Source organism: Microtetraspora fusca (assembly GCF_001570365.1).
GTDB classification, from domain to species: Bacteria; Actinomycetota; Actinomycetes; order Streptosporangiales; family Streptosporangiaceae; genus Microtetraspora; species Microtetraspora fusca.
In genome coordinates, this window is record NZ_BBYK01000046.1 from 1 (window position 1) to 19,515 (window position 19,515).

Below are 19,515 nucleotides of genomic sequence, written 5' to 3' on the forward strand. Positions count from 1 at the left end.
GGACAAGATTAACAGCACGCCCAGAGTGTTCGAGCCACGAAACGCCGGGACAGGCCGGGCGACAGCCGTACCGGCGGGGCGGGAGCCGGCGATACGAGTACCGATCGATCTTTGTCCCACGATCAGGTAGAAACGGGAGATGGCTGAACAGCGTGCTCCCCGGGCCCTGATCGTGTTGGTCTGTACGGCTGCCGCCGTCATCGTCCTGGCCGGTATGCAGGCGGTTCAGTCGATCCTCGGTCCGGTGATCCTCGCGCTGACGCTCGTCATCGCCGTGTCCCCGTTGCGCGAGTGGCTCTACCGCCACAAGGCCCCTGGGTGGATGCTCGTGATGATCCCCCTGCTGATCGTGATCGTGGTGCTGCTCGGCATGATCGCCATCCTCAGCTTCGCGGCGGCCCAGCTCGCCATCCTCGCTCCCAAGTACGCGCACCAGTTCAACGAGGTCATCGCCGAGCTCCAGCGGTGGCTGGCCGGGCTCGGCTACGGCACCGCCGAGATCAACAAGGCTCTGTCCTCCATCGATTTCGGCAAGCTGATCGACCTGGCGCAGAGCGTGTTCTCCGGGCTGCTCGGCGTGTTCTCGAGCCTCTTCCTCATCGTGGTCATGCTGCTCGCCATGAGCCTGGACGCGCCGATCTACTCGCGGATCATGGCCGCAGCGAGTGACGAGCGGCCGGCCCTGATCACCGCGTTCACCACGTTCACGCACAAGACCAGGCGGTACCTGATCGTCTCGACGATCTTCGGCGCGATCTGCTCGGCGCTGGACATCGTGGCTCTGTACGCGCTGGACGTGCCGCTCCCCCTGCTCTGGGGCGTCTTCGCGCTGATCACGAACTATGTGCCGAACATCGGGTTCTTCCTGGGCCTGATCCCTCCCGCGCTGTTGGGGCTGCTCGAAGGCGGCCCGAAGACGATGATCCTGGTGATCGTCGCCTACATCGCGATCAACGTGGTGATCCAGTCCTTCATCCAGCCGAAGTTCCTGGGGGACGCCGTCGGGCTGTCCACGACGGTCACGTTCCTGTCGCTGATCGTCTGGACCTGGGTGCTCGGCCCGCTGGGCGCCCTGCTGGCGATCCCGCTCAGCCTGCTCGTTCGCGCACTGCTCGTGGACAGCGACCCGAACGGCAAGTGGGCGGCCGCGCTCGTGTCCGGCCGGTTGCCGTCATCCGCGAAGGCTCCCGACGCGGCCGCATGACCTGGCACGACGTGCGGCGGCCGTCCCAGGTGCCCGGCATCGCGACGCGTATGGTCGAAACATGCGGCGATGGGACACCGACGAGCGGCAGACCGGGATCGCGGACGGCTCCGCCATGGATCCTGAGATCCGACGGCTACTGGAGTGCATGAAGCGGGACGGCTGGGTCACCGAGGATCCCGAGGTACACCTGCTCCCGCACCTGCGCCGGGCCTGCGGCTCGGAGTGGCTGCTCACCGGGCAGCGGCTCCTCCCGGACGGCGTCTACGAGGTCACCGTCTCACTGGCCGGTGACCAGGAGGGGGTGCACATCCATCGCGACGCGATCCGCCTCCTCTCCGCGGTCGCCGAGTCCGTCTTCTTGGTACGGCAGCGCGAGCCGGGGGTGTTCGACTGCGTCACGGGTGTGCTGGACGGCGACAGTCCCGGATTCAAGAGCCACGGCCACCTGATCCGGCTGATCGTCAGGTGACCCGCGGCCGGGCGCGCGTCAGGAGGACGCGCGCTCCTGCACGGCGGGCGTGACGGCGGGCGTGTGCGGCGCCGTAGTCGGCAGCGCCCTGCGACGGTTCCACGGCATCCCCGCGATGAGCACCGGGAACAGCACGATGGAGCTCATCGCCCACGGCGCGTGGAGTTCTCCCCATTTCGCGCCGGTGAACTGGGTGAGCACCAAATAGCCGATGGCCGCCCAGACCGTGCTCCCGATGATCACCGGCCACGCCCAGCGGGTGGGCCGGGCGACCAGGAACGGCATGAACCACATGAGGTACTGCGCGCCCAGCCGCGGCGTGAAGATCATGAACGCCAGGACGATCGCGATCGTGACGTCGATGGGATCGGCCTTGCGCCACCAGATCACGCAGGCCACGAGCGACGCGTAGATGAGGTACTGGCCGATCTTGAGGGAAGTGGGGCTGAGAATCCATTCGCCTCGGTTGAGCAACGCGGTCCAGCCCCAGTCGCCGGTGATAGGACGGACGTCGCTGGGACGGAGGCCTATCGTCTTGAGCACCTCGGGAAGCTGGTTCCACGCGGTCCAGCCGCCGATCGGCAGCGTCAGCAGGAACAGCACCGGCGGCAGGCCCACACCGATGAGCGAGACCACCCGGGAACGCAGTCCGGGCAGGAACATAAGCATGCCGGGCACCAGGATGACCGGCCAGCTCTTCGCGCAGAGCGCCATCCCCATGAGCACTCCGGCCCACAGGGCGCGTCCGGTCGCCGCCCGATCGGCGTCCGTCGGATGGGTGAAGCGGCGCAGGAACTCGGCCGGTCGCCGCCACGGGAGCGTCTCGGGGAGCGTCCAGCCGTTCGGCCCGCGGGCCACGACGAACGCCGCCACGGCGAACACCAGCGAGACCGGCTCGACCTGGCCGTGCACGGAGGCCACCAGGATCGCGAGGGGGTTGCAGGCGTACTGGAACGCGCGGAGCTTCTCGGTCGCGCCGCCGGCCAGCTTGCCCACGAGCGGGATGAGCACGATGTCGGAGACGACCGTCACCAGCCGGCCCGCGACCTCCCACGGGATGCCGAACCAGAGCAACAGCCCGTACATGTACGGGATCGTGGGGAGGAAGTGCCAACCGCCGTTGCTTTCGAGCACGGGGTCGCGGTGGTTGAGGATCGCCTCACCCGCCGGCCGGAAGCTGTTCACGAAGTCGATCGGCTGCCAACTGTCCTTCGCCGACAGCACCATGATCAGGACACGGAAGCCGATGCCGACGGCCAGAGTGACGGCCAGTGACGGCTTCCAGCCCTTCCGCTGTGCCAGCAGAGCAAGCAGCACACCGCTGACGAGAACGAGGCCGGTGGGAATCGCGTAATCCATAACGGTCCCAAGACTGCCCGATGGGTGGCTATATCGGCCACTCGGGGAAGGAAGATTTCGGGGATTTTCGCAACAGAGCGTCGTACTGTGATTACTTACAGCAATGTCGGGGGGTAGCGATGAAGTTGCGATTGTGGATCGTGCTCGGCGTGGCCACGTTCGTTGGGATGGTGATCGGTTTCCTGTCGCCCTCGCGGAGTGCCCGGCACGACGCGGGGCGCTGGGCCGCATACCGTGCCCGCCGGGACGCGGACCTGGCCCGCAATACCGTGGCCGTATTGGCGGACTCCCGGTTTGTCTGACGCCGGGACTCGCTCCGTATGCCGTAGCGGGCAGGTCGGACCCGACCTGCCCGCCTCCGCAGGGTCTGGCAGCCCTTCACCCGGCTTGGGAGATCAGCCGAGCGCGTCGAGGTAGGCGCGGTGGCTGCGCGAGAACTCGTAGCCGTTGTACTTGTCCCAGTTGACGGACCAGGTCATCAGGCCGCGCAGGCCGGGGAAGACGCCGTGCGGACGGTAGGAACCGCATCCGGCGCCCTTCGCCAGGCAGCCGAACGCCTTCTGAACCTCGGGGACCGTGGTGAATCCGTTGCCCGCGTACGGTGCGGCCGGCAGGCCGATCGCCACCTGCTCGGGACGGAGCGGCGGGAACGTGGCGCCACCGGCCACGGGGAAGCCGGTGAGCAGCATGTCGGTCATGGCGACGTGGAAATCGGCCACACCCATGGTGTGGTACTGGTTGTCGAGGCCCATGATCGGCCCGGAGTTGTAGTCCTGGACGTGCAGCAACGTCAGGTCGTCCCGCATCGCGTAGATCACGGGAAGGTACGCGCCGGAGCGGGCGTCCGCGGCGCCGTTCGGGCCGGGGCCGTAGAACTGGTAGCCGAGCTGGACGAAGAACGTCTCGGGCGCCATCGTGAGCACGAAGCCCGCGCCGTATCTGGCCTTGAGGGTCTTCAGGGCCGAGATCAGGTTGACGATCACGGGTGTGGTCGGGTTCTTGAAGTCGTTGTCGCCGCGGTTGAGTGACAGCGAGTGGCCTTCGAAGTCGATGTCGAGGCCGTTCAGGCCGTACTTGTCGATGATCGCGGAGACGGACTGGACGAAGGCGTCGCGGGCGGCGGTCGTGGTGAGCTGGACCTGGCCGTTCTGCCCGCCGATCGAGATCAGCACCTTCTTGCCCGCCGCCTGCTTGGCGCGGATGGCGGCGATGAAGTCCGCGTCGCTCTCGACGCTCGGGCATTCGCCGGCCGAGCAGCGGGTGAACCGGATGTCGCCCGAGGTGACGGAGGTCGGCTCGCCGAACGCGAGGTTGATGAAGTCCCATTCGGCGGGCGCATCGGCCATCCGGACATATCCCGATCCGTTGGCGAAGGACGCGTGCAGGTAGCCCACCAGCAACCGCTTGCCGCCGGGCGGAGGGCTGCTCGGAGACGCACTGGGAGACGCGCTGGGAGACGCGCTCGGGCTCGGCGAGGGGCTCGCGGACGGGCTCGCCGAAGGGCTGGCGGAGGGGCTCGCGGACGGGGAGGGACCGCCCCCGGGCCCGTCCAGCACCACGTCGTCGGCGTAGTACGTCCCCTGGCCGTACCAGCCGTTGAGATAGACCGACACGCTCGTCGTGGACGAACCGGTCGTGAACGACGTCGTCACCTGGGTCCACGACGATCCGGGCACCGCCCACGTCTGCGCGTTCACCCCTGTGCCGGTCGCGCCGAGGAAGACGTAGTTGCCTCGAACCCAGGCCGACAGCGTGTACGACGTCGAGGGACGCACCGCGACCGTCTGCTCGCACCGCCCCGTGTCGTTGCCCGCAGGCGTGGCGGACAACGCCTTCGACCCGGCGTGTACGGGCGACGAGACGGCCTGGGCGCCGGATGAGGCCGAGCATGTCCACCCCGACAGCCCGTCCTCGAACCCGGGGTTCACGGCGATGTTCGCGGCATATGCCGTACCGGATGTGAAGAGGAAGCCGGCGGCGGCGAGCAGCGCGGCCGCGCCGATGGTCAGCGGTTTCTTCATGGGCGTCTTCCGTTCGAGAGGGGGGCGTGGAGAACGGGGCCGCGTTGGCACGGTCACACGACTGCGCCGGCGGCGCGACACGCGCGGGCACGACGGCGGGCCCGCGCCGGACAGGGCCGCCTCCTGAGTGCGGACGACGAGGTCGGGGCGGAGCGCTCGGTCACCTTGGCCCGCCCCGGCCTCCGCCGAAGGTGGGAGGCGATATGTTCTTTTAATAAAGTTTCCTAAGAGTTACCGGGATCGTAGCCCTGCGTCCATGGGCGGACAAGGCCTAATCGACTGAGGAATCGCCCGTTGCGCGGCTCCGCCAGCGGGATGCCAGGGCGGTGCCAGGCGGGCGCCAGCGCGGGCGGCGAGCCTTCACCCATGACGTACGCGATCGAAGCCGAAGGGCTGATCAAGCGATATGGGGACAAGACGGCACTCGACGGTGTAAATCTGGCGGTGCGCCGGGGGGAGGTCCTCGCCGTGCTGGGTCCGAACGGGGCGGGCAAGACCACGGCGGTGCGGATCCTCGCCACGCTCGTCTCCCCCGACGGCGGCAGCGCCCGCGTCGGCGGGCACGACGTGGTCGCGCGGCCGCACCAGGTACGCGAGCTGATCGGTCTCACGGGGCAGTACGCGTCGGTCGACGAGAACCTCACCGGCACGCAGAACCTGATGATGATCGGCCGCCTGCTGGGGATGAGCCGGGCCGACGCGCGGGCCCGGGCCGTCGGTCTGCTCGACCGGTTCGGGCTGACCGAGGCGGGCGACCGGGCCGCGAGAACCTATTCGGGAGGCATGCGGCGGCGGCTCGACCTGGCCGTGAGCATGGTGGCCGACCCGCGGATCGTCTTCATGGACGAGCCGACCACGGGGCTCGATCCCCGTGCCAGGACCGAGCTCTGGGACATCGTGCGCGAGCAGGTCGCGGGCGGCTCCACGGTGTTGCTGACCACGCAATATCTGGAGGAGGCCGACCAGCTCGCCGACCGGATCGTGGTCATCGACCACGGCCGGGTGGCGGCCGACGGGACGCCCGACCAGCTCAAGAGCCGGGCCGGACACCGACGGTTGGAGATCAGGCCCGAACGGGATCTGTGGACGGCCCACGACATCCTCGCCCAGGTCATCGGCGTCACGCCGCATGTGAGCTGCGGCCAGGCGGCCCACCGGCTGTCGAAGGACGCGGCACCCCGGCCTCCAGGGGGCACGGCCACGGCGGAGGCACGGGCCGAGGACGCGACCGAGCGGATGGCCGACGCGTCGTCCGGCGCGATGCCCGATCGCTCGTACGGGCCGGTCGAGGACGGCGTCCTCAGCGTGCCGATCGTCGATCCGGCCATGGTGCCCGAGGTGTTCCGCCGCCTGGCGGACGCCGGGATCACGCTCGCCGAGCATGCGCTCCGGCGGCCGAGCCTCGACGAGGCGTTCCTCGCCCTCGTCAGCGCTCCCTCTCCGGACTTGTCCACACCCCCGCAGTTGTCCACAGGCACGGGCGGGATGGCGTCCGCGGGGCGGCAGGCGCCGTCACCATCGTCAGAGCCGCCGGCGCCACGCCCCGCCGTGTCGTCTCGGCAGCCGCAGTCCAGCGGAAGGAGCATGGCATGACCTCTCTCGCCTCTCATCGGGTCCGGCCCCGGGGCGGCGCGCTCACGCAGGGGCTCACGCTCGCGTGGCGCAGTCTCGTGCCGCTGCGCAACGAGCCCGGGCGGCTCGTCCAGCTCCTGCTCCAGCCGATCTTCATGATCCTGTTGTTCGTCTGCCTGTTCGGTGCGATGACGGGCGACCAAACGGGGACCGCCCAGTTCCTGCTGCCGGGCGTGCTCGTCCAGGTCGCGCTGGTCGCGACCAACACCACCGGCATGAACCTCGCCGAGGACATCGGCAACGGCGTCTTCGACCGGTTCCGCAGCCTGCCGATCGCGAGGTCGGCCCCGCTGATCGGCCGGATCCTCGCCGACACCCTGACCATGCTGCTGACGGTCACGACATCGCTGCTCACCGGCCTCGTCGCCGGATTCCGCGTCCGCACCTCGCTCGCCGAGACGCTCGCCGGGCTCGCCCTCGTGCTGCTGTTCACGTTCGCGCTGTCCTGGGCCTCCGCGTGGATCGGTCTCAAGGCCAGAAGCGTCGCCTCGATGCAGGGCATGGCGACCGCCGTCCTGCTTCCCCTGACGTTCGGCAGCACGGCGTTCATCCCCGCGGCCAACGTGCCCGGCTGGCTCCGCTGGTGGATGGACGTCAACCCGGTCTCGCACCTGGCCGCGTCGCTGCGCGTCCTGCTCACCGGAGGGCCGCTGGGGGCCCACCTTTGGATCACGTTGGCCTGGGCCGTCGCCATCGTCGCCGTCTTCTTCCCGCTCGCCGTCCACAGCTACACCAGGAGGATCCGTTGACCATGGACGTCGCCGACATCGACGAGCGGCTCGGCCGACGGCCGTCGCCGGAACAGAGTGGATCACCATGGGGGACGGCGTGCGACTGGCCATCGATATCCGGCACCCGCCCGCCGGAGGAAGGTGTCCCGTCCTTCTCGCGCGGGCGCCGTGCTGCCCGCTCGGCGGATCGTGTGCGGGCCGCCTTCGTCCGGCGCGTCAAAGGTGTCGTCTCCGTCCTGGTTCGTCGCGCGTGGCGGTCAGGCCGAACGGAGGAGCCGGTCGATCTCCTGACGGGACAGGGTGGTGCCGCGCGCGTACGCCTCGTCGAACCGGGAGCCCAGGGCCGAACGGGCCGCCGTCGTCGCCGCCTCGATATCCATGTCGGCGCCGGCGGAGGCGTGAATGGCGTCGGCCGCGCCGAACAGCACGACCGCGCGCTCCGTGTCGCCCGCGCGCAGCAGGGTGATCGCGAATCCGGCGACGACCGAGGCGAGAACGGGCAGGTCGGGGGCGGCGCCCAAGGCGTCCATCGCCAGCAGGTGGTGCTCCCGTGCCGCGGCGAAGTCGCCCCTGTCCGCGAGCGCCCTGGCGTAGGCGTGGTGCGCCCAGGCCTCCTGCTGGGGGATCACGGGGATTCGGTCCAGGTCCGCGATGACCTGCTCGTAGACGCGCAACGCCCCGTCGAGGTCCCCTCTGCGCCGCGCCACCTCGCCCTCACCGATCCGGAGCTGGGCCAGGGCGTGCGCGGGAAGGTCGGGAGTGACGGCGGCCCTGGCCCGGGCGATGTCGTCGGCGGCGCCCTCGAGGTCTCCCGCCTGGGCGCGCAGGCTCGCGAGCCGGGTCAGTGTGGAGACCGCATCTTCCGCGCTCACCCATTCGGAGGTCAGCTCCGCGACCTCCTCTATGAGGCCGGGCGGCAGGTCGCCGCGGGCGGCGTGGAGCGAGGCGAGGCTGAGCAGGGCCTCGCTGAGCCCCCAGCGTTCGCCGATCGTCCGGAAACCGGTGACGGCCGCCTCCAGATCCTGCCGGGACTGGTCCAGCTCAGGCTGGAAGCCGCCCCGGATCATGCGGGCCGAGCTCGCCAACCACAGGTCGTCGGAGCGCACATAGCCATCGAGCAGGGCGAGGCCGTGCTCCTCCTGTCCTCCCATGAACGCCATGACGGCCCTGCCGATCAGCAGCATCGGATGGAGAGAGCCCTCACGGACGGCGCGGTTGATAAGCGCGTCCATCCGAGCGGCCATGATCCTCAACCGGTCGGGATCGGCGAGCAGCGAGCCCAGCTTCGTGACATTGACCGCGAACTGGCAGCCGGCGTACGCCCCGGCCAGGCCAGAGGGAGGTTCGTCCCCCGCCAGCGCGAGAACCTGCTCGGCCCACACCGCGCCCTCGGCCCGATAGCCGCGGAGCCACCAGAACCAGTTCAGCGAACTGCAGAGCCGTACGGCCAGCTCGACGTCCCGGTGATCCAGCGCCCAGCGGAGCGCGGCGTGGATGTCATCCTGTTCGGCGATCAGCCGGTCGATCCATTCGATCTGGTCGGCCGTACGCAGTCGCGGCTCGGCGCTCTCCACGAGCTCCAGGAACCGCAGGGCATGGCGATGCCGGAACGCGTCGAGTTCGCCGGCTTCGCCGAGCCGTTCGAGAGCGAAGGCGCGGATCGTCTCCAGCATCCGATATCGGCCGTCGTCCGCCATCTCGACCAGGGACTTGTCCACCAGCGACGGCAGGAGCTCCAGCACGTCCAGGCCGGCACCGCTTCCCGTCGCGCTGGGCGGCCACTCGTCTCCGCACACGCGCTCGATGTCGTCGAACGTCGCTCCGCCTGCGAAAACGGCGAGCCTGCGGGCCAGTTTCCGCTCTCGTGGGTCCAGCAGGTCCCAGCTCCACTCCACCACGGCGCGGAGGGTCTGGTGCCGCGGAAGGGCCGTCCGATTGCCCGCGGTGAGCAGCCGGAAACGATCATCGAGCCGTATCGCGAGCTGCGCGGGCGTCAGAGCGCGCAGCCGTGCCGCGGCCAGCTCGATCGCCAGGGGCATGCCGTCGAGACGACGGCAGATGGTGACGACAGCGTTCACGTTCGACTCGTCGAGGGTGAACCCCGGCCGCGCGCCGAACGCTCTCTCCAGGAGGAGCCGCACGGCCGGACATTCGCGCGCCTCTTCGACGGTCGCGCCCTCGTGCGGCAGCCGCAGCGGCGGGATCGGCGCGAGCATCTCGCCCGGGACCCCGAGCGGTTCCCTGCTGGTGGCGAGCACGGTCACCCCGGGGCATTCCTCCAGAAGGCGCCGCGCGATCAACGCCGCCGTGTCGATCACGTGCTCGCAGTTGTCCAGCACAAGCAGGAGCCGCCGGATGCCCAGCACGGCGACGATCTGCGCGACGGGATCGATGGGATCGGCTCGCCACTCCCCCGCCACGGACCGGTCCGCCGTAACGCCGAGCGCGTCGAGGATGGCGTGCGGCACATCGACGGGGGCGGTGAGAGGAGCGAGCTCCACCATTCGGAACGTGTCGAGTCGGAACGTGTCGAGCGCCGCCGAAGCAAGGGTCGTCGAACTGTCGGCCCCGGAACTGGTGATGCCGAGTGCCGTCTCGACAGCGAGCCGAGTCTTGCCCACTCCTCCTGGCCCGGTGATCGTCACCAGGCGCGAGATCCGCAGCAGATCGCCGACGTGGGAGACCTCTTCTTCCCGTCCGACAAAGCTGGTCAGAGGCATCCGTACAGTCGCTTGCCTCCGTCGCGGATCAGCCGAGCGCGCGGCGGGGCGGTGTGCTGTCCCTTCCCACAGGCCCTTCGCGGAACCTTCCCGGGCCTCCCCCACTGTGCTACCTGCCGAGCCGTCGAAGGCCGCGCCGCCCGGTGCCACGCTGCCCGGTGCCGAGCCACCGGAGGCCGCGCCGCCCGGTGCCGAGCCGTCGGAGGCTGTGCCGCCCAACGTCCTGTCGCCTTGAAGAGTGGCTCCCCCGGCGGCCCCGTTCTCCGTCCCGCCGCGACCGGCGCCGCTCGTCTCGCTACCCCCGTCGTGGCTCGCATAGCCGCTCGACCCCGCAAACCGAGGGACTCCGGCTCCGTTCCCGGCGCCTGGACCGTGGGACGCGCGCATTCTGGGGTCTTCCCGGACGTCGTCTCCTGCTCCCACCTCACCACCGTCGATCCAGCCTTCATGCGGCGGGGCTCCGTACGGGGCCGTGGGCGACGGCCGTACGGGATCGCCCCGCAGGACGGCGAGATGGGCGGCGCGGAGATCGGGCCCCGGATCGACGCCGAGCCCCTCCGTGAGCGCCTGGCGGATGTTCTCATAGAGGGCGAGTGCCTCGGCCTGCCTGCCGCTCGCGGCCAGAGCGCGCATCGCCAACCCTTGCAACCGTTCTCTGAACGGATGCTCCGCCGCCTCCGCGGACAGGTCGATCCGCCATCCGAGCGTCAGGTACGCCTCCGCCCGGGCCTCGATCACGGCCAACCGCCGTTCTTCGAGCAGTGCGGCGGCGCTCGCCAGGTAAGGCACGGCGTGCAGGTCGGCGAGCGCCGGACCCCGCCAGAGCGCGAGGGCCTCGTCGAACGCACGGGCGGCTGCCTCGGGCGTCCGTTCGGCATGTTCACGCTGCGTGAGCCGGGCGAAGCGGTGGGCATCGACGTGGGCGGGATCGACGTCGACGAGATAGCCACCGGGACGACCCACGATCACATTGGGCGGGCCTATGGCCGCCCGAAGTCGCTTGACCAGGGTCTGGAGCGCGTTCACGGTGTTGGCGGGCAGATCCTCGCCCCAGAGAATGTCGGCGAGGCGCTCATGAGTGAGGAGCCTCCCGGGTTCCAGCGCCAGGCCGGCGAGCAACGCTCGGAGCCGCAGTCCGCCGAGGGTGACCCGCTCGCCGCTAGGGTTCACGACCTCCAACGGTCCCAGGAGAGAAATCCGCACAGCGGACATCCTGCACCCGGCACATTGCTGAGCCGTCCATCCGCCCTGCCACCACCATTCTCACGACCGGCTCACTCGCCCCTGACAGGCGAGTCGGCATCTTCAAGACCGACTCAGCTCGTCATGTCACAGGAGATCGCACTCTCGCGACCGGCTCGCCCTCATTCGCCCTGTCACCGCCAGCACCGTCACTACCGATTCACCTTCAGCGGTTGCCGTGCCTGTTGCCACGTCCGTGGTCGGTACAGCTGGACGATCTCCCGGTGCCGTCCTCCGCGACACGCGCACCAGCGGGAGAGACTGGTCCATATCCGGGCAAACCTCGTGAACGACTCGGCAATTACCGGCTCAACTCGGCAGAGGGACCGTCTGGGCGGCCACGAGGCGGGCGTACCGGCCACGCAGGGCGAGCAGGTCGGCGTGGGTTCCGCGTTCGACGATCCGGCCCTGTTCGACGACGAGGATGAGGTCGGCGTCACGGATCGTGCTCAGCCGGTGGGCGATCACGATCCTCGTCTGCGTCAACCGCGCCAGGTTGGCCTCGATGGCCGCCTCGGTGGCGCTGTCCAGATGGCTGGTCGCCTCGTCGAGCAGGAGGATCTTGGGCTGGGAGAGCAGCGCGCGGGCCAGCGCGAGCCGCTGCCGCTGGCCGCCGGACAGACCGCCGCCCTCGACCAGCATGGTCTCGTAGGCCATCGGCATCGCGGCGATCTCGTCGTGGATGCGGGCGATCTTCGCGGCGTACGTGATCCGATCGAGGGAGGCGCCCGGGTCGTTCAGGGCGATGTTCTCCCGGATGGAACCGGTGAAAAGTGACGGCTCCTGGTTCACCACGCCGAACTGGCGGCGGAGCGACCGGAGGTTGAGCTCCGCCATGGGCACGCCGTCGTACCGGATCTCGCCGGTGGTCGGGGTGTGCAGCGCGAGCAGCAGGCGGGCGAGTGTGCTCTTGCCCGAGCCGGATGGCCCCACGAGCGCGACCTTCTGACCGCGCCGGATCATGAGGGAGACGCCCTGGAGCGTCCACGGTCCGCGCGGGTCGTGCCGATAGCCGACGTCGCGCAGCTCCACCTCACCGCGCAGGCGGAGCACTTCGATGCCGTCCAACGGCTCGGGGCGGGACGCGAGGATGTCCGAGAGCCGGTCGAAGTGCGCTCCGGCCTGCTGGAGGCTCTGCAACCCGCTCATCAGGGAGCTCATCGGAGCGAGCGCGGCCACGGCGAGCGCGTTGAGCGCGAGCAGGGTGCCGAGGCTCATCGAACCGTCGAGCACCCGCCACGCGCCGACCCACAGCAGCCCGAGGGGGGCCAGGAACCGGATCGCGCCGAGAGCGGAGTCCACGAGGCCCTGCGCCAGACCGCCCCGTACGTCGGCGTCGAGTTGGGCGCGGAACAGGTCCGACCAGCGCTTCACCGCTCGCGGCTCCGCCCCGGACGCCTTGAGCGTCTCGATGCCTCCGATGGCCTCGATCAGCCGGCTCTGGGTAGCCGAGAGTGCGGCCAGTTCGCGCTGTGTCAGATCTTTGATGCGGCCGGACGTCGCGATCAGCAGCGCGAGCTGGACGACGGTCAACCCCGTGAGGCAGGCGCCGAATACGGGATCGCGGACGAAGACAAGGACCAGATAGCCGAGGGCGAGCGGCCCGTCGAGCAACGCCGACAGCAGCTGCCCGGTCAGCATCCCGCGCAACAGGCTCACGCTGCCGGCTCGGGTGACCAGGTCGCCCGCGCCGCGCTGCGCGAAATACCGGTACGGCAGCGCGATCAGGTGCTCGACGAGGCCGACTGTGAGGTCCCCGTCGGCGCGGGCCCGAAGGGTGACCAGCAGCACCGATCGGAGGTAGGCGACGGCGAACTGGGTGACCGCCGCCACGCCGACGGCCAGGCCGAGAACGGTGAGGAGTTGGTCGTCCCTTCCCGGAAGGATCCGGTCGACCAGCACCTCGGACACCGTCGGCAACGCGAGGCCGGCGAGCTGGAGCAGCAGCGTGGCCAGCACGATCTGAGCGAGCAGCCCGCGTCGCCGCAGGAGAAGGGTCCGCAGGAACGCGCGCCGCCAGGCGACCGGGCCGCCGGACGTACGCATTCTGCGGAACGAGCGTCCGGGCTCGAAAGCGAGGACCACGCCGCTGAAGCCCGCCGCGAACTCCTCAGGGCTCAGTCTCCGGCGCCCCAGGGCGGGATCGACCACATCGATGCGGCGCTCGGTCCAACGCTCGACGACGACGAAGTGATTGGACTCCCAATGAACGACGGCGGGAAGCGGCAGCCGGGCCAGGTCGGCGGGGGCCAGCGCGGAACCCCTCGCCTTCAGCCCCGACGCCCGGGCCGCCGCCATGATGTCGCGCGCGGTGAGGCCGTCCCTGCCGATCTGGAGCCGCTCGTTCAGCTCGTGAGGGGAGGTGCGGCGGCCGTGGAAGCTCAAGACCATGGCCAGGCAGGCCGCGCCGCACTCGGTCGCCGTGTTCTGCTGGGCGACGGGGACGCGGCGTCTCATGAGGTCACCGTCCCGAGGCGTACGAAGAGGGTGAGCACGGTCACGACCAGGACCGCGACGATGATCCAGAGGATGAGAAGGGCCGATCCGGCGGCGCCGGGCTTCTGGCCGGTCACAGCCAGTGCCAGGTGACGGAGGCCCGCGCGCGTCGCTCGGCGAGCCATTCGGCGAACGCGACCCGCCCGGCGGCGGCCAGCACCGCAGGATCGCCGTCGGCCGCGGGACGCCGGTCGAGCACGACGCCGCTGAAGTACGTCCGGCCGGCCTCCGCACCGCTGGAATATGTCCCGCCGACATCCGCGCTGCTGCGATCCGTCAAGCCGCCGCCACCAGACCGCGCACCGCTGAACAAGGTCCCACCGGCATCCGCGCCACTGCCCGCCAAGCCGTCGCCCGCGTCAGTGGACCATGCCGCATCGACATGCGCGCCGCTGGACAAGGCCTCGTGGACATCCGCGCTGCTGCGCGCCAAGCCGCCACCCGCACCACCGACATGCGCACCGCTGAACAAGGTCCCACCGGCATCCGCGCCACTGCCCGCCAAGCTGCCGTCCGCGTCAGTGGACCACGCCCTGTCGGCATCTGCGCCGCTGCTCTGTCGAGCGCCGTCCGTCGGGTGCGCGCCCTGTGCAGAGGCATCCCCCGGAACGCCATCGGGTCTGGAACGCATGCCACTCGAAGACGCCGCAGGCACGCTGACGGAGCCGGCCCGCACGCCTCTCGAAGGCACGCCGCCGCGACCCTCCTGATACGAGGGGCGCCCGGCGACACGGCCGTCGCCGGAACGGGCTCCGGCGTACCAAGCCTCGGGCTGGAGCGGGCCGACGACCACTCCGACGGGCGCATCGCGGAGGGGTTCCGGCAGGCCGCTCGCCACGCGCTCGCAGAGCGTCGCCTCGGCGGCCCCTTCGTCGGCCAGAACGCGGGGCAGGTTCGCGAGGAACTCGGTGGCGTCCGCCCCGGGGAAGGGATGCGGCCCGATCACCCAGGCGGCCGTGACCCGGTCGAAGTCGCCACGATGCCGTGCGAGGTAGCCGGGTGCCAGCTCGGCCTCCTTTCGGCGGCGAAAGCGGATCCGGCGAGCGAGAGCGGTCACCTCCTCCTCGAACTGCTCCGCCGTCATGCCCATGCGGTCGAGCCAGGCGAGCACGGCCTGGCGTCCGTGCAGGCCACGGCGACGGCGGAACGCGTCGGCGGCCTCCTGGACGTCACCGTCAACGAGCGGTTCGTCCCTGGACGCGGCCACGAGCAGGCAGTGGTCGACGATGTCATCGTGTGCCGAGCCGTTCCGCCCCGTCAGGCCGCGGAGCATGAGGAAGGCGTCAGGCAGCGACAGGTGGGCGCCGTCCACGCTGACGAGTTGGTTGGCCGCCCAGTGGGTGGAGTGGTCGACGGGCCAGGAGATCCCGTCATCGGACGGCGCGGTCAGGGCCACCGTGCCGCCGTCGGGATGCGCGACGAGCAGGTCGTAGTCGACGACCGGGGTGCCGGGTCGTGCATCGACGACGAGCTGGGCGTCCAGCTCGGGATGCGCCGCGGCCCATGTGGCAGCGGCCCGGCGGGCGGCGGTGACGCCGGAGCGCCTGCGGTCCAGGGCACGCAGCAGCTCGATTCCGGACTCCACCGCCACGCCGAACGGGATCTCCTGCTCGATCTTGGACGCGACCGTTTCCGTCGCCCCGAACCCGATGCCTGACACGTGTGCCTTGGAAACCCGCTGCTCGCACGCGGGCATGTCGGGCCCGAAAACTCCTGGGCCACCTTCCGCCATCCCAGCGCGGAAGTCTGCCAAGCCACATTCGCCTGTCTCGGACATCGGGTCCTCAGAGGCGACCGAAGACGCCGTCGGCCCGACACGTTCCGCCCCAGAGGTCCCAGCGCCGAACTGCACCACGCCGCGTCCGATCGCTGACACGACTGCCTCGAACATCCGCTCCTCAGACCCGGACGCCGTCGGCCCGACACGTTCCGCCCCAGAGGTCCCAGCGCCGAGCTCCGCCACGCCGCGTCCGATCGCTGACACGGCTGTCTCCGACACCGCTGTTCCGATAGCCCGCGGCCCGCGCCCGGTTCCCGGCTCCGGCGCCTCGCGGTCGATCTCAGGAAGGCTGCTCATCGTGGTGTGCCACCTCCTTGCCGCGTCTCGCGGCGGTCACCAGCCATTCGGCCACGGCGTCGCCGATCGGCAGGCCGGTGGCGGCCTCCAGCCAGCCCCACTCACCGTTGGGATTGATCTCCAGAAACACGTACTCGCCGTCGGGGCGCAGGATGAGGTCGATGGCGCCGTAGGCGAGGCCCAGGTCGGCGACCAGGTCGAGGCAGCGCCGTTCGACGTCGGCGGGCAGGTGGTGTACGCCGTAGCGCACGCGGCCGTCGTCGTAGTGGCGCCAGTCGTCGCGGGCGGCCCGTGAGCTTCCCGCGTCGATCTCGGCGGCGAAGGCGCGCTCGCCCACGACCATGACGCGCAGCTCCACGGCCTTGGGGACGTACGGCTGCAGGATGACCGGCTCGTGCTGGAGGCGGTGGCGTGAGGTGAGGTGCCTGCGGGTCACGAGGGTGGTGTAGACGCGGTGGTCCTGGCCGTCGAGCAGGAACCGGTGCGAGTCGAAGAGCTTGGCGACCAGCCGCCCGCCACTCCGCGCGTACGCGGGGACGAGCGCGGCGGGGTCGTTCGTCATCACGGTCTCGGGGATCGCGAAGCCCAGCCGGACGGCCCGGTCCAGGTGGACGAGCTTGTTGTGAGCCCGGTCCACCACCGGGAGGCGGGCGGGGAACCACGGGACGGGCAACAACTCCCAGAGCCCGGACATGAAGAATCGGGAGACCCGGTCCACGTGCGCGCGCTGCGTCGGCTCGGTCATGTTGATCGCGGCGGAGGGGGCGTTCGGCCGCCTGACCCAGACGGCGGTCACCTCGGCCAGATCGAGCACGAGCTCCTGGGTGGACAGTATGAACGAGGGTCGGTCACCGATGAAGGTGGCGGTGACCCGGCCTCCGGAGGGGAAGTCGCCCGGGTCCCACCACACGACCGGGAGTCCCCTCGACTCGATCTTGGGCAGGACCATGTCCACAGTGGCGTCGCCGCGGTCACTCAGTACTAGAAGCATGTCGCTTTCCCTTGCTCGCGACCGCCTGGGGCGACGCGGAGCACCCGGGGAGGCGGGACGGGCCCGCCTCCCCGGAGCCGGCTCAGTTGATGATGTCCCACTCGGCGGGCTTGCCGCCGATGTACCAGGTGACCTTCATCTCGGGCATCCGGCCGCCGCCGACGAGGCCGAGGTCGCCCTCGGAGAGCTCGGCTCCGTCGAAGGCGAGGTCGTCAAGCTTGATCTTGGACACAATGTTCCCTTTCCGCCGCCCGAGAGCGGCGTCTTCCACGTTCCCCCCGTATGGCGAGGAACCAGTCATCACCGGTGGTCCCGGTGATCGGTTGAGCACCTGGGACCGAACGTAGAGATCGCGACTTGATCGGGACTGCGCCCCAACTTGGGGCGCACTTGGGAACGACTGAGCCGGACTCACCAGGCCGCCTGGACCAGGGTGAACACGCCCGCCCCGACCAGGGCGGCGGCCCACATCCGGTCCAGGTTGAACCAGGCTCGGCGCAGGATCGCGAGCCCGGCGAACTCGTACACCACGAGCGCGACCACACCCGCGGTGACGAACATGGCGAGCGTGTGCACCCCGGCCACGAACATGCCGCCGGACATCGCGTGGCCGTGGTGACCGGCCGGGATGCGGGTCAGCACGGGCAGCAGCATGAGGCCGGCGCCGTGCGCGGACGACATGAGGAAGGACCAGGCGGCGAGCTGGCCGAGCGACAGCCGCATGCCGACCCAGCGGAAGTGTCGTGTGGACAGCAGACGCCACAGGCCGAAGGCGACGAGCACCACGCCCGCGCCGATCGACAGCGCGGTGCCCGTCACCAGGGACCCGGTGGCGCCGACGACCAGCGCCACCAGGGCCACCGAGGCGAGATGGCCGAGCGCGATCACCGGGAGGGACTGCAGGAGCCGGTCGCGGCTGCGCTCCTGCAGTCCCCTCGCCACAGCGAACAGCCAACCCATCGCGGGGTTGATCCCGTGAAAGGCGCCCAGCAGGATGACCGCGACCAGCGTCATGGGTAGCAGTACGAGTCCGAGGAGGCGTCGCCGCCCTGCAGCCGGGTCTGGTGCGGCCGCAGCCCCCGGAAGTCGTCGCCGTGCGGGAAGAACCGCTCGTCGAACGTGAACGTCTCCGTGTCGACCTTGGCCATCCACGCCCCGACCCCGTCGGGATAGAACTGGTCGTCCCAGGAGCCGTAGAGCGAGTTGGTGACGTAGACACGCCGGCCGTCGCGACTGACCTCGATCATCTGCGGCCCGCCCGCGAGCCGCTCGTACGGCGCGGCCGGGTGGGGAGCGCGCCCGACGATGCCGCCGATGCGCAGGGACCCGGTCTCGACCGGCGCGAAGGGGTCGGAGACGTCGTAGCGCTTCAGCTCGCCGGTCCCCCAGCAGGACACGTAGAGGTGGCGGTCGTCCACGGACAGGTCGATGTCGGTGACCAGCGGCGGCACGGCGCCGAACGGCTTGAGTATGTCGGGCAGTTCCTCGGGCGCGGCGGGTTCGGCCGGGATGTGGACGACCTTCCTCGCCTCCCAGCGGGAGCCCTCGCGGTGCCAGACCCAGATCGACGCGGACAGATCCTCCACGTTGGTGACGACCCCGGCGAAGCCGTACGTCTTGGTCGGGTCGTGGGCGGGGCGCAGTTCGAGGACCATCTGGTGCTGGTCACCGAGGTCGATCTCCTGGACGTGCCTTCGCTTGCGCAGGTCCCAGAAGTGCAGGCGGTGGCCGTACTTACGGCCGAGCAGCAGCTCCCCGACCAGGCCGTCCTCGACCATGGACGGGGTGCCCCATTCGGAGCTCACCAGCACGTCGTGGTTGATGTGCCACCAGAAGTCGTAGGCGAGGTGCTGCGACCCGCGGTCGGCCTCCCACCGGCCGACCACCTCGAAGGAGGTGTGGTCGAGCAGCGCGATGCCGCCGGGCCCGTCCTCGCCGAACCCGCCGAGCGCCGAGACGTACAGGCCCTCGGGGCCGCAGTGCACGGTGTGCGGGCGGGAGTATCCGGCGCGTTTGCCCAGCTCCTCGGGTTCGATGACCTTGACCAGCTCGGGGCTGACCCGGTCCTTGGTGTCGTAGACGTAGATCCGGGAAGAGCGCAGCCCCGGCACGATCAGGTAGCGCCGCTCAACGTGCGGGTGCGGCGCGTTGGGGCACAGGGCGCTGCTGCAGGCGTTCCACCCGAAGTGGTGGAGCTCGTCACCCGTGTACGGAAGGTCCGTCCAGCCGACCACGGTGCCGTACGCCGGGGAGTCGGGGTCGGTGTCGAGGACGGCCAGCGCGTCCGGCCGTTCCGCGGACCGGTCGAAGGCGGCGACGTAGGCGAGCTTCTCCCGGGGAGCGGCGACGGCGTCCCGGGGTGAGGGATAGAACGTGGGATCAGGCGTCCAAAGGCTCATGCCCTCCAGATTCTTCCCACTTTTCCCATCGGGTCAATAGGTAATGCCCTCTATCACTTCCGGTGACTCCAGGATTCTTTCCCGGGGGTGCCGGAATCACGCCGACAGGTGGCGTGATATGTCATCTTTTGCGAGTGAACATGCCGGCGCGGGTCATGCGGCCGACAGGTC

The 19,515-nt window shown here is 70.1% G+C and carries 14 protein-coding genes; 5 read left to right on the forward strand and 9 right to left on the reverse strand.

The window, feature by feature from the left end; genetic code table 11:
- The first annotated feature begins 139 nt into the window (after positions 1-139).
- Positions 140-1,204 (forward strand): AI-2E family transporter, encoded by a 1,065-nt coding sequence (locus tag AWQ68_RS15395; protein ID WP_066940932.1) that lies wholly within the window; start codon positions 140-142, stop codon positions 1,202-1,204.
- Between the two features lie 61 nt (positions 1,205-1,265).
- The gene (locus AWQ68_RS15400; protein ID WP_066940934.1) at positions 1,266-1,676 is read left to right on the forward strand and encodes a hypothetical protein; all 411 of its coding nucleotides are present in this window, start codon (positions 1,266-1,268) and stop codon (positions 1,674-1,676) included.
- A gap of 18 nt (positions 1,677-1,694) precedes the next feature.
- Here AWQ68_RS15400 and AWQ68_RS15405 read toward each other — a convergent pair whose 3' ends face one another.
- Positions 1,695-3,035: a glycosyltransferase family protein gene (locus AWQ68_RS15405; RefSeq protein WP_066940936.1), complete on the reverse strand. Its 1,341-nt coding sequence runs from the start codon at positions 3,033-3,035 to the stop codon at positions 1,695-1,697.
- A 119-nt stretch (positions 3,036-3,154) separates the two neighbouring features.
- On the opposite strand from AWQ68_RS15405, the gene AWQ68_RS42485 reads away from it, so the two are divergent.
- Positions 3,155-3,337 (forward strand): hypothetical protein, encoded by a 183-nt coding sequence (locus tag AWQ68_RS42485; protein ID WP_157545337.1) that lies wholly within the window; start codon positions 3,155-3,157, stop codon positions 3,335-3,337.
- Positions 3,338-3,430: 93 nt separating this feature from the next.
- On the opposite strand, the gene AWQ68_RS15410 is transcribed toward AWQ68_RS42485, so the two are convergent.
- Complete coding sequence (locus AWQ68_RS15410; RefSeq protein WP_066940937.1) at positions 3,431-5,056, reverse strand: chitinase; 1,626 nt, start codon at positions 5,054-5,056, stop codon at positions 3,431-3,433.
- A 366-nt stretch (positions 5,057-5,422) separates the two neighbouring features.
- On the opposite strand from AWQ68_RS15410, the gene AWQ68_RS15415 reads away from it, so the two are divergent.
- Together AWQ68_RS15415 and AWQ68_RS15420 are read left to right on the forward strand one after the other, a co-directional pair.
- Entirely contained in the window at positions 5,423-6,649 is a 1,227-nt protein-coding gene (locus tag AWQ68_RS15415) for an ATP-binding cassette domain-containing protein (protein WP_066940939.1), read from the forward strand.
- Positions 6,646-7,437 (forward strand): ABC transporter permease, encoded by a 792-nt coding sequence (locus AWQ68_RS15420; RefSeq protein ID WP_066940940.1) that lies wholly within the window; start codon positions 6,646-6,648, stop codon positions 7,435-7,437. Before AWQ68_RS15415 ends, AWQ68_RS15420 begins: the two co-directional genes overlap by 4 nt.
- A gap of 239 nt (positions 7,438-7,676) precedes the next feature.
- Here the strand turns inward: AWQ68_RS15420 and AWQ68_RS15425 are convergent, their stop codons facing one another.
- The 7 genes from AWQ68_RS15425 to AWQ68_RS15450 all read right to left on the reverse strand — a co-directional run bounded on the left by AWQ68_RS15425 (position 7,677) and on the right by AWQ68_RS15450 (position 19,344).
- Positions 7,677-11,309: a BTAD domain-containing putative transcriptional regulator gene (locus AWQ68_RS15425; protein WP_169808925.1), complete on the reverse strand. Its 3,633-nt coding sequence runs from the start codon at positions 11,307-11,309 to the stop codon at positions 7,677-7,679.
- Between the two features lie 381 nt (positions 11,310-11,690).
- Complete coding sequence (locus AWQ68_RS15430) at positions 11,691-13,838, reverse strand: peptidase domain-containing ABC transporter (protein ID WP_066940944.1); 2,148 nt, start codon at positions 13,836-13,838, stop codon at positions 11,691-11,693.
- A 112-nt stretch (positions 13,839-13,950) separates the two neighbouring features.
- Complete coding sequence (locus tag AWQ68_RS15435) at positions 13,951-15,768, reverse strand: TIGR04500 family putative peptide maturation system protein (protein ID WP_169808926.1); 1,818 nt, start codon at positions 15,766-15,768, stop codon at positions 13,951-13,953.
- 169 nt (positions 15,769-15,937) lie between these two features.
- The gene (locus tag AWQ68_RS15440) at positions 15,938-16,945 is read right to left on the reverse strand and encodes an MvdC/MvdD family ATP grasp protein (RefSeq protein ID WP_066940948.1); all 1,008 of its coding nucleotides are present in this window, start codon (positions 16,943-16,945) and stop codon (positions 15,938-15,940) included.
- Between the two features lie 82 nt (positions 16,946-17,027).
- Positions 17,028-17,177 (reverse strand): putative ATP-grasp target RiPP, encoded by a 150-nt coding sequence (locus AWQ68_RS42490; RefSeq protein ID WP_157545339.1) that lies wholly within the window; start codon positions 17,175-17,177, stop codon positions 17,028-17,030.
- A gap of 179 nt (positions 17,178-17,356) precedes the next feature.
- The gene (locus tag AWQ68_RS15445) at positions 17,357-17,959 is read right to left on the reverse strand and encodes a hypothetical protein (RefSeq protein ID WP_066940949.1); all 603 of its coding nucleotides are present in this window, start codon (positions 17,957-17,959) and stop codon (positions 17,357-17,359) included.
- Entirely contained in the window at positions 17,956-19,344 is a 1,389-nt protein-coding gene (locus AWQ68_RS15450; protein ID WP_066940951.1) for a selenium-binding protein SBP56-related protein, read from the reverse strand. Before AWQ68_RS15450 ends, AWQ68_RS15445 begins: the two co-directional genes overlap by 4 nt.
- Between the last annotated feature and the right edge of the window lie 171 nt (positions 19,345-19,515).

Excerpts from the sequence above, each read along its gene's own strand:
- AWQ68_RS15395 (WP_066940932.1), top strand. The coding sequence starts at position 140 with ATGGCTGAACAGCGTGCTCCCCGGGCCCTGATCGTGTTGGTCTGTACG.
- AWQ68_RS15400 (WP_066940934.1), top strand. The coding sequence starts at position 1,266 with ATGCGGCGATGGGACACCGACGAGCGGCAGACCGGGATCGCGGACGGC.
- AWQ68_RS15405 (WP_066940936.1), bottom strand. The coding sequence starts at position 3,035 with ATGGATTACGCGATTCCCACCGGCCTCGTTCTCGTCAGCGGTGTGCTG.
- AWQ68_RS42485 (WP_157545337.1), top strand. The coding sequence starts at position 3,155 with ATGAAGTTGCGATTGTGGATCGTGCTCGGCGTGGCCACGTTCGTTGGG.
- AWQ68_RS15410 (WP_066940937.1), bottom strand. The coding sequence starts at position 5,056 with ATGAAGAAACCGCTGACCATCGGCGCGGCCGCGCTGCTCGCCGCCGCC.
- AWQ68_RS15415 (WP_066940939.1), top strand. The coding sequence starts at position 5,423 with ATGACGTACGCGATCGAAGCCGAAGGGCTGATCAAGCGATATGGGGAC.
- AWQ68_RS15420 (WP_066940940.1), top strand. The coding sequence starts at position 6,646 with ATGACCTCTCTCGCCTCTCATCGGGTCCGGCCCCGGGGCGGCGCGCTC.
- AWQ68_RS15430 (WP_066940944.1), bottom strand. The coding sequence starts at position 13,838 with ATGAGACGCCGCGTCCCCGTCGCCCAGCAGAACACGGCGACCGAGTGC.
- AWQ68_RS15435 (WP_169808926.1), bottom strand. The coding sequence starts at position 15,768 with ATGTTCGAGGCAGTCGTGTCAGCGATCGGACGCGGCGTGGTGCAGTTC.
- AWQ68_RS15440 (WP_066940948.1), bottom strand. The coding sequence starts at position 16,945 with ATGCTTCTAGTACTGAGTGACCGCGGCGACGCCACTGTGGACATGGTC.
- AWQ68_RS15445 (WP_066940949.1), bottom strand. The coding sequence starts at position 17,959 with ATGACGCTGGTCGCGGTCATCCTGCTGGGCGCCTTTCACGGGATCAAC.
- AWQ68_RS15450 (WP_066940951.1), bottom strand. The coding sequence starts at position 19,344 with ATGAGCCTTTGGACGCCTGATCCCACGTTCTATCCCTCACCCCGGGAC.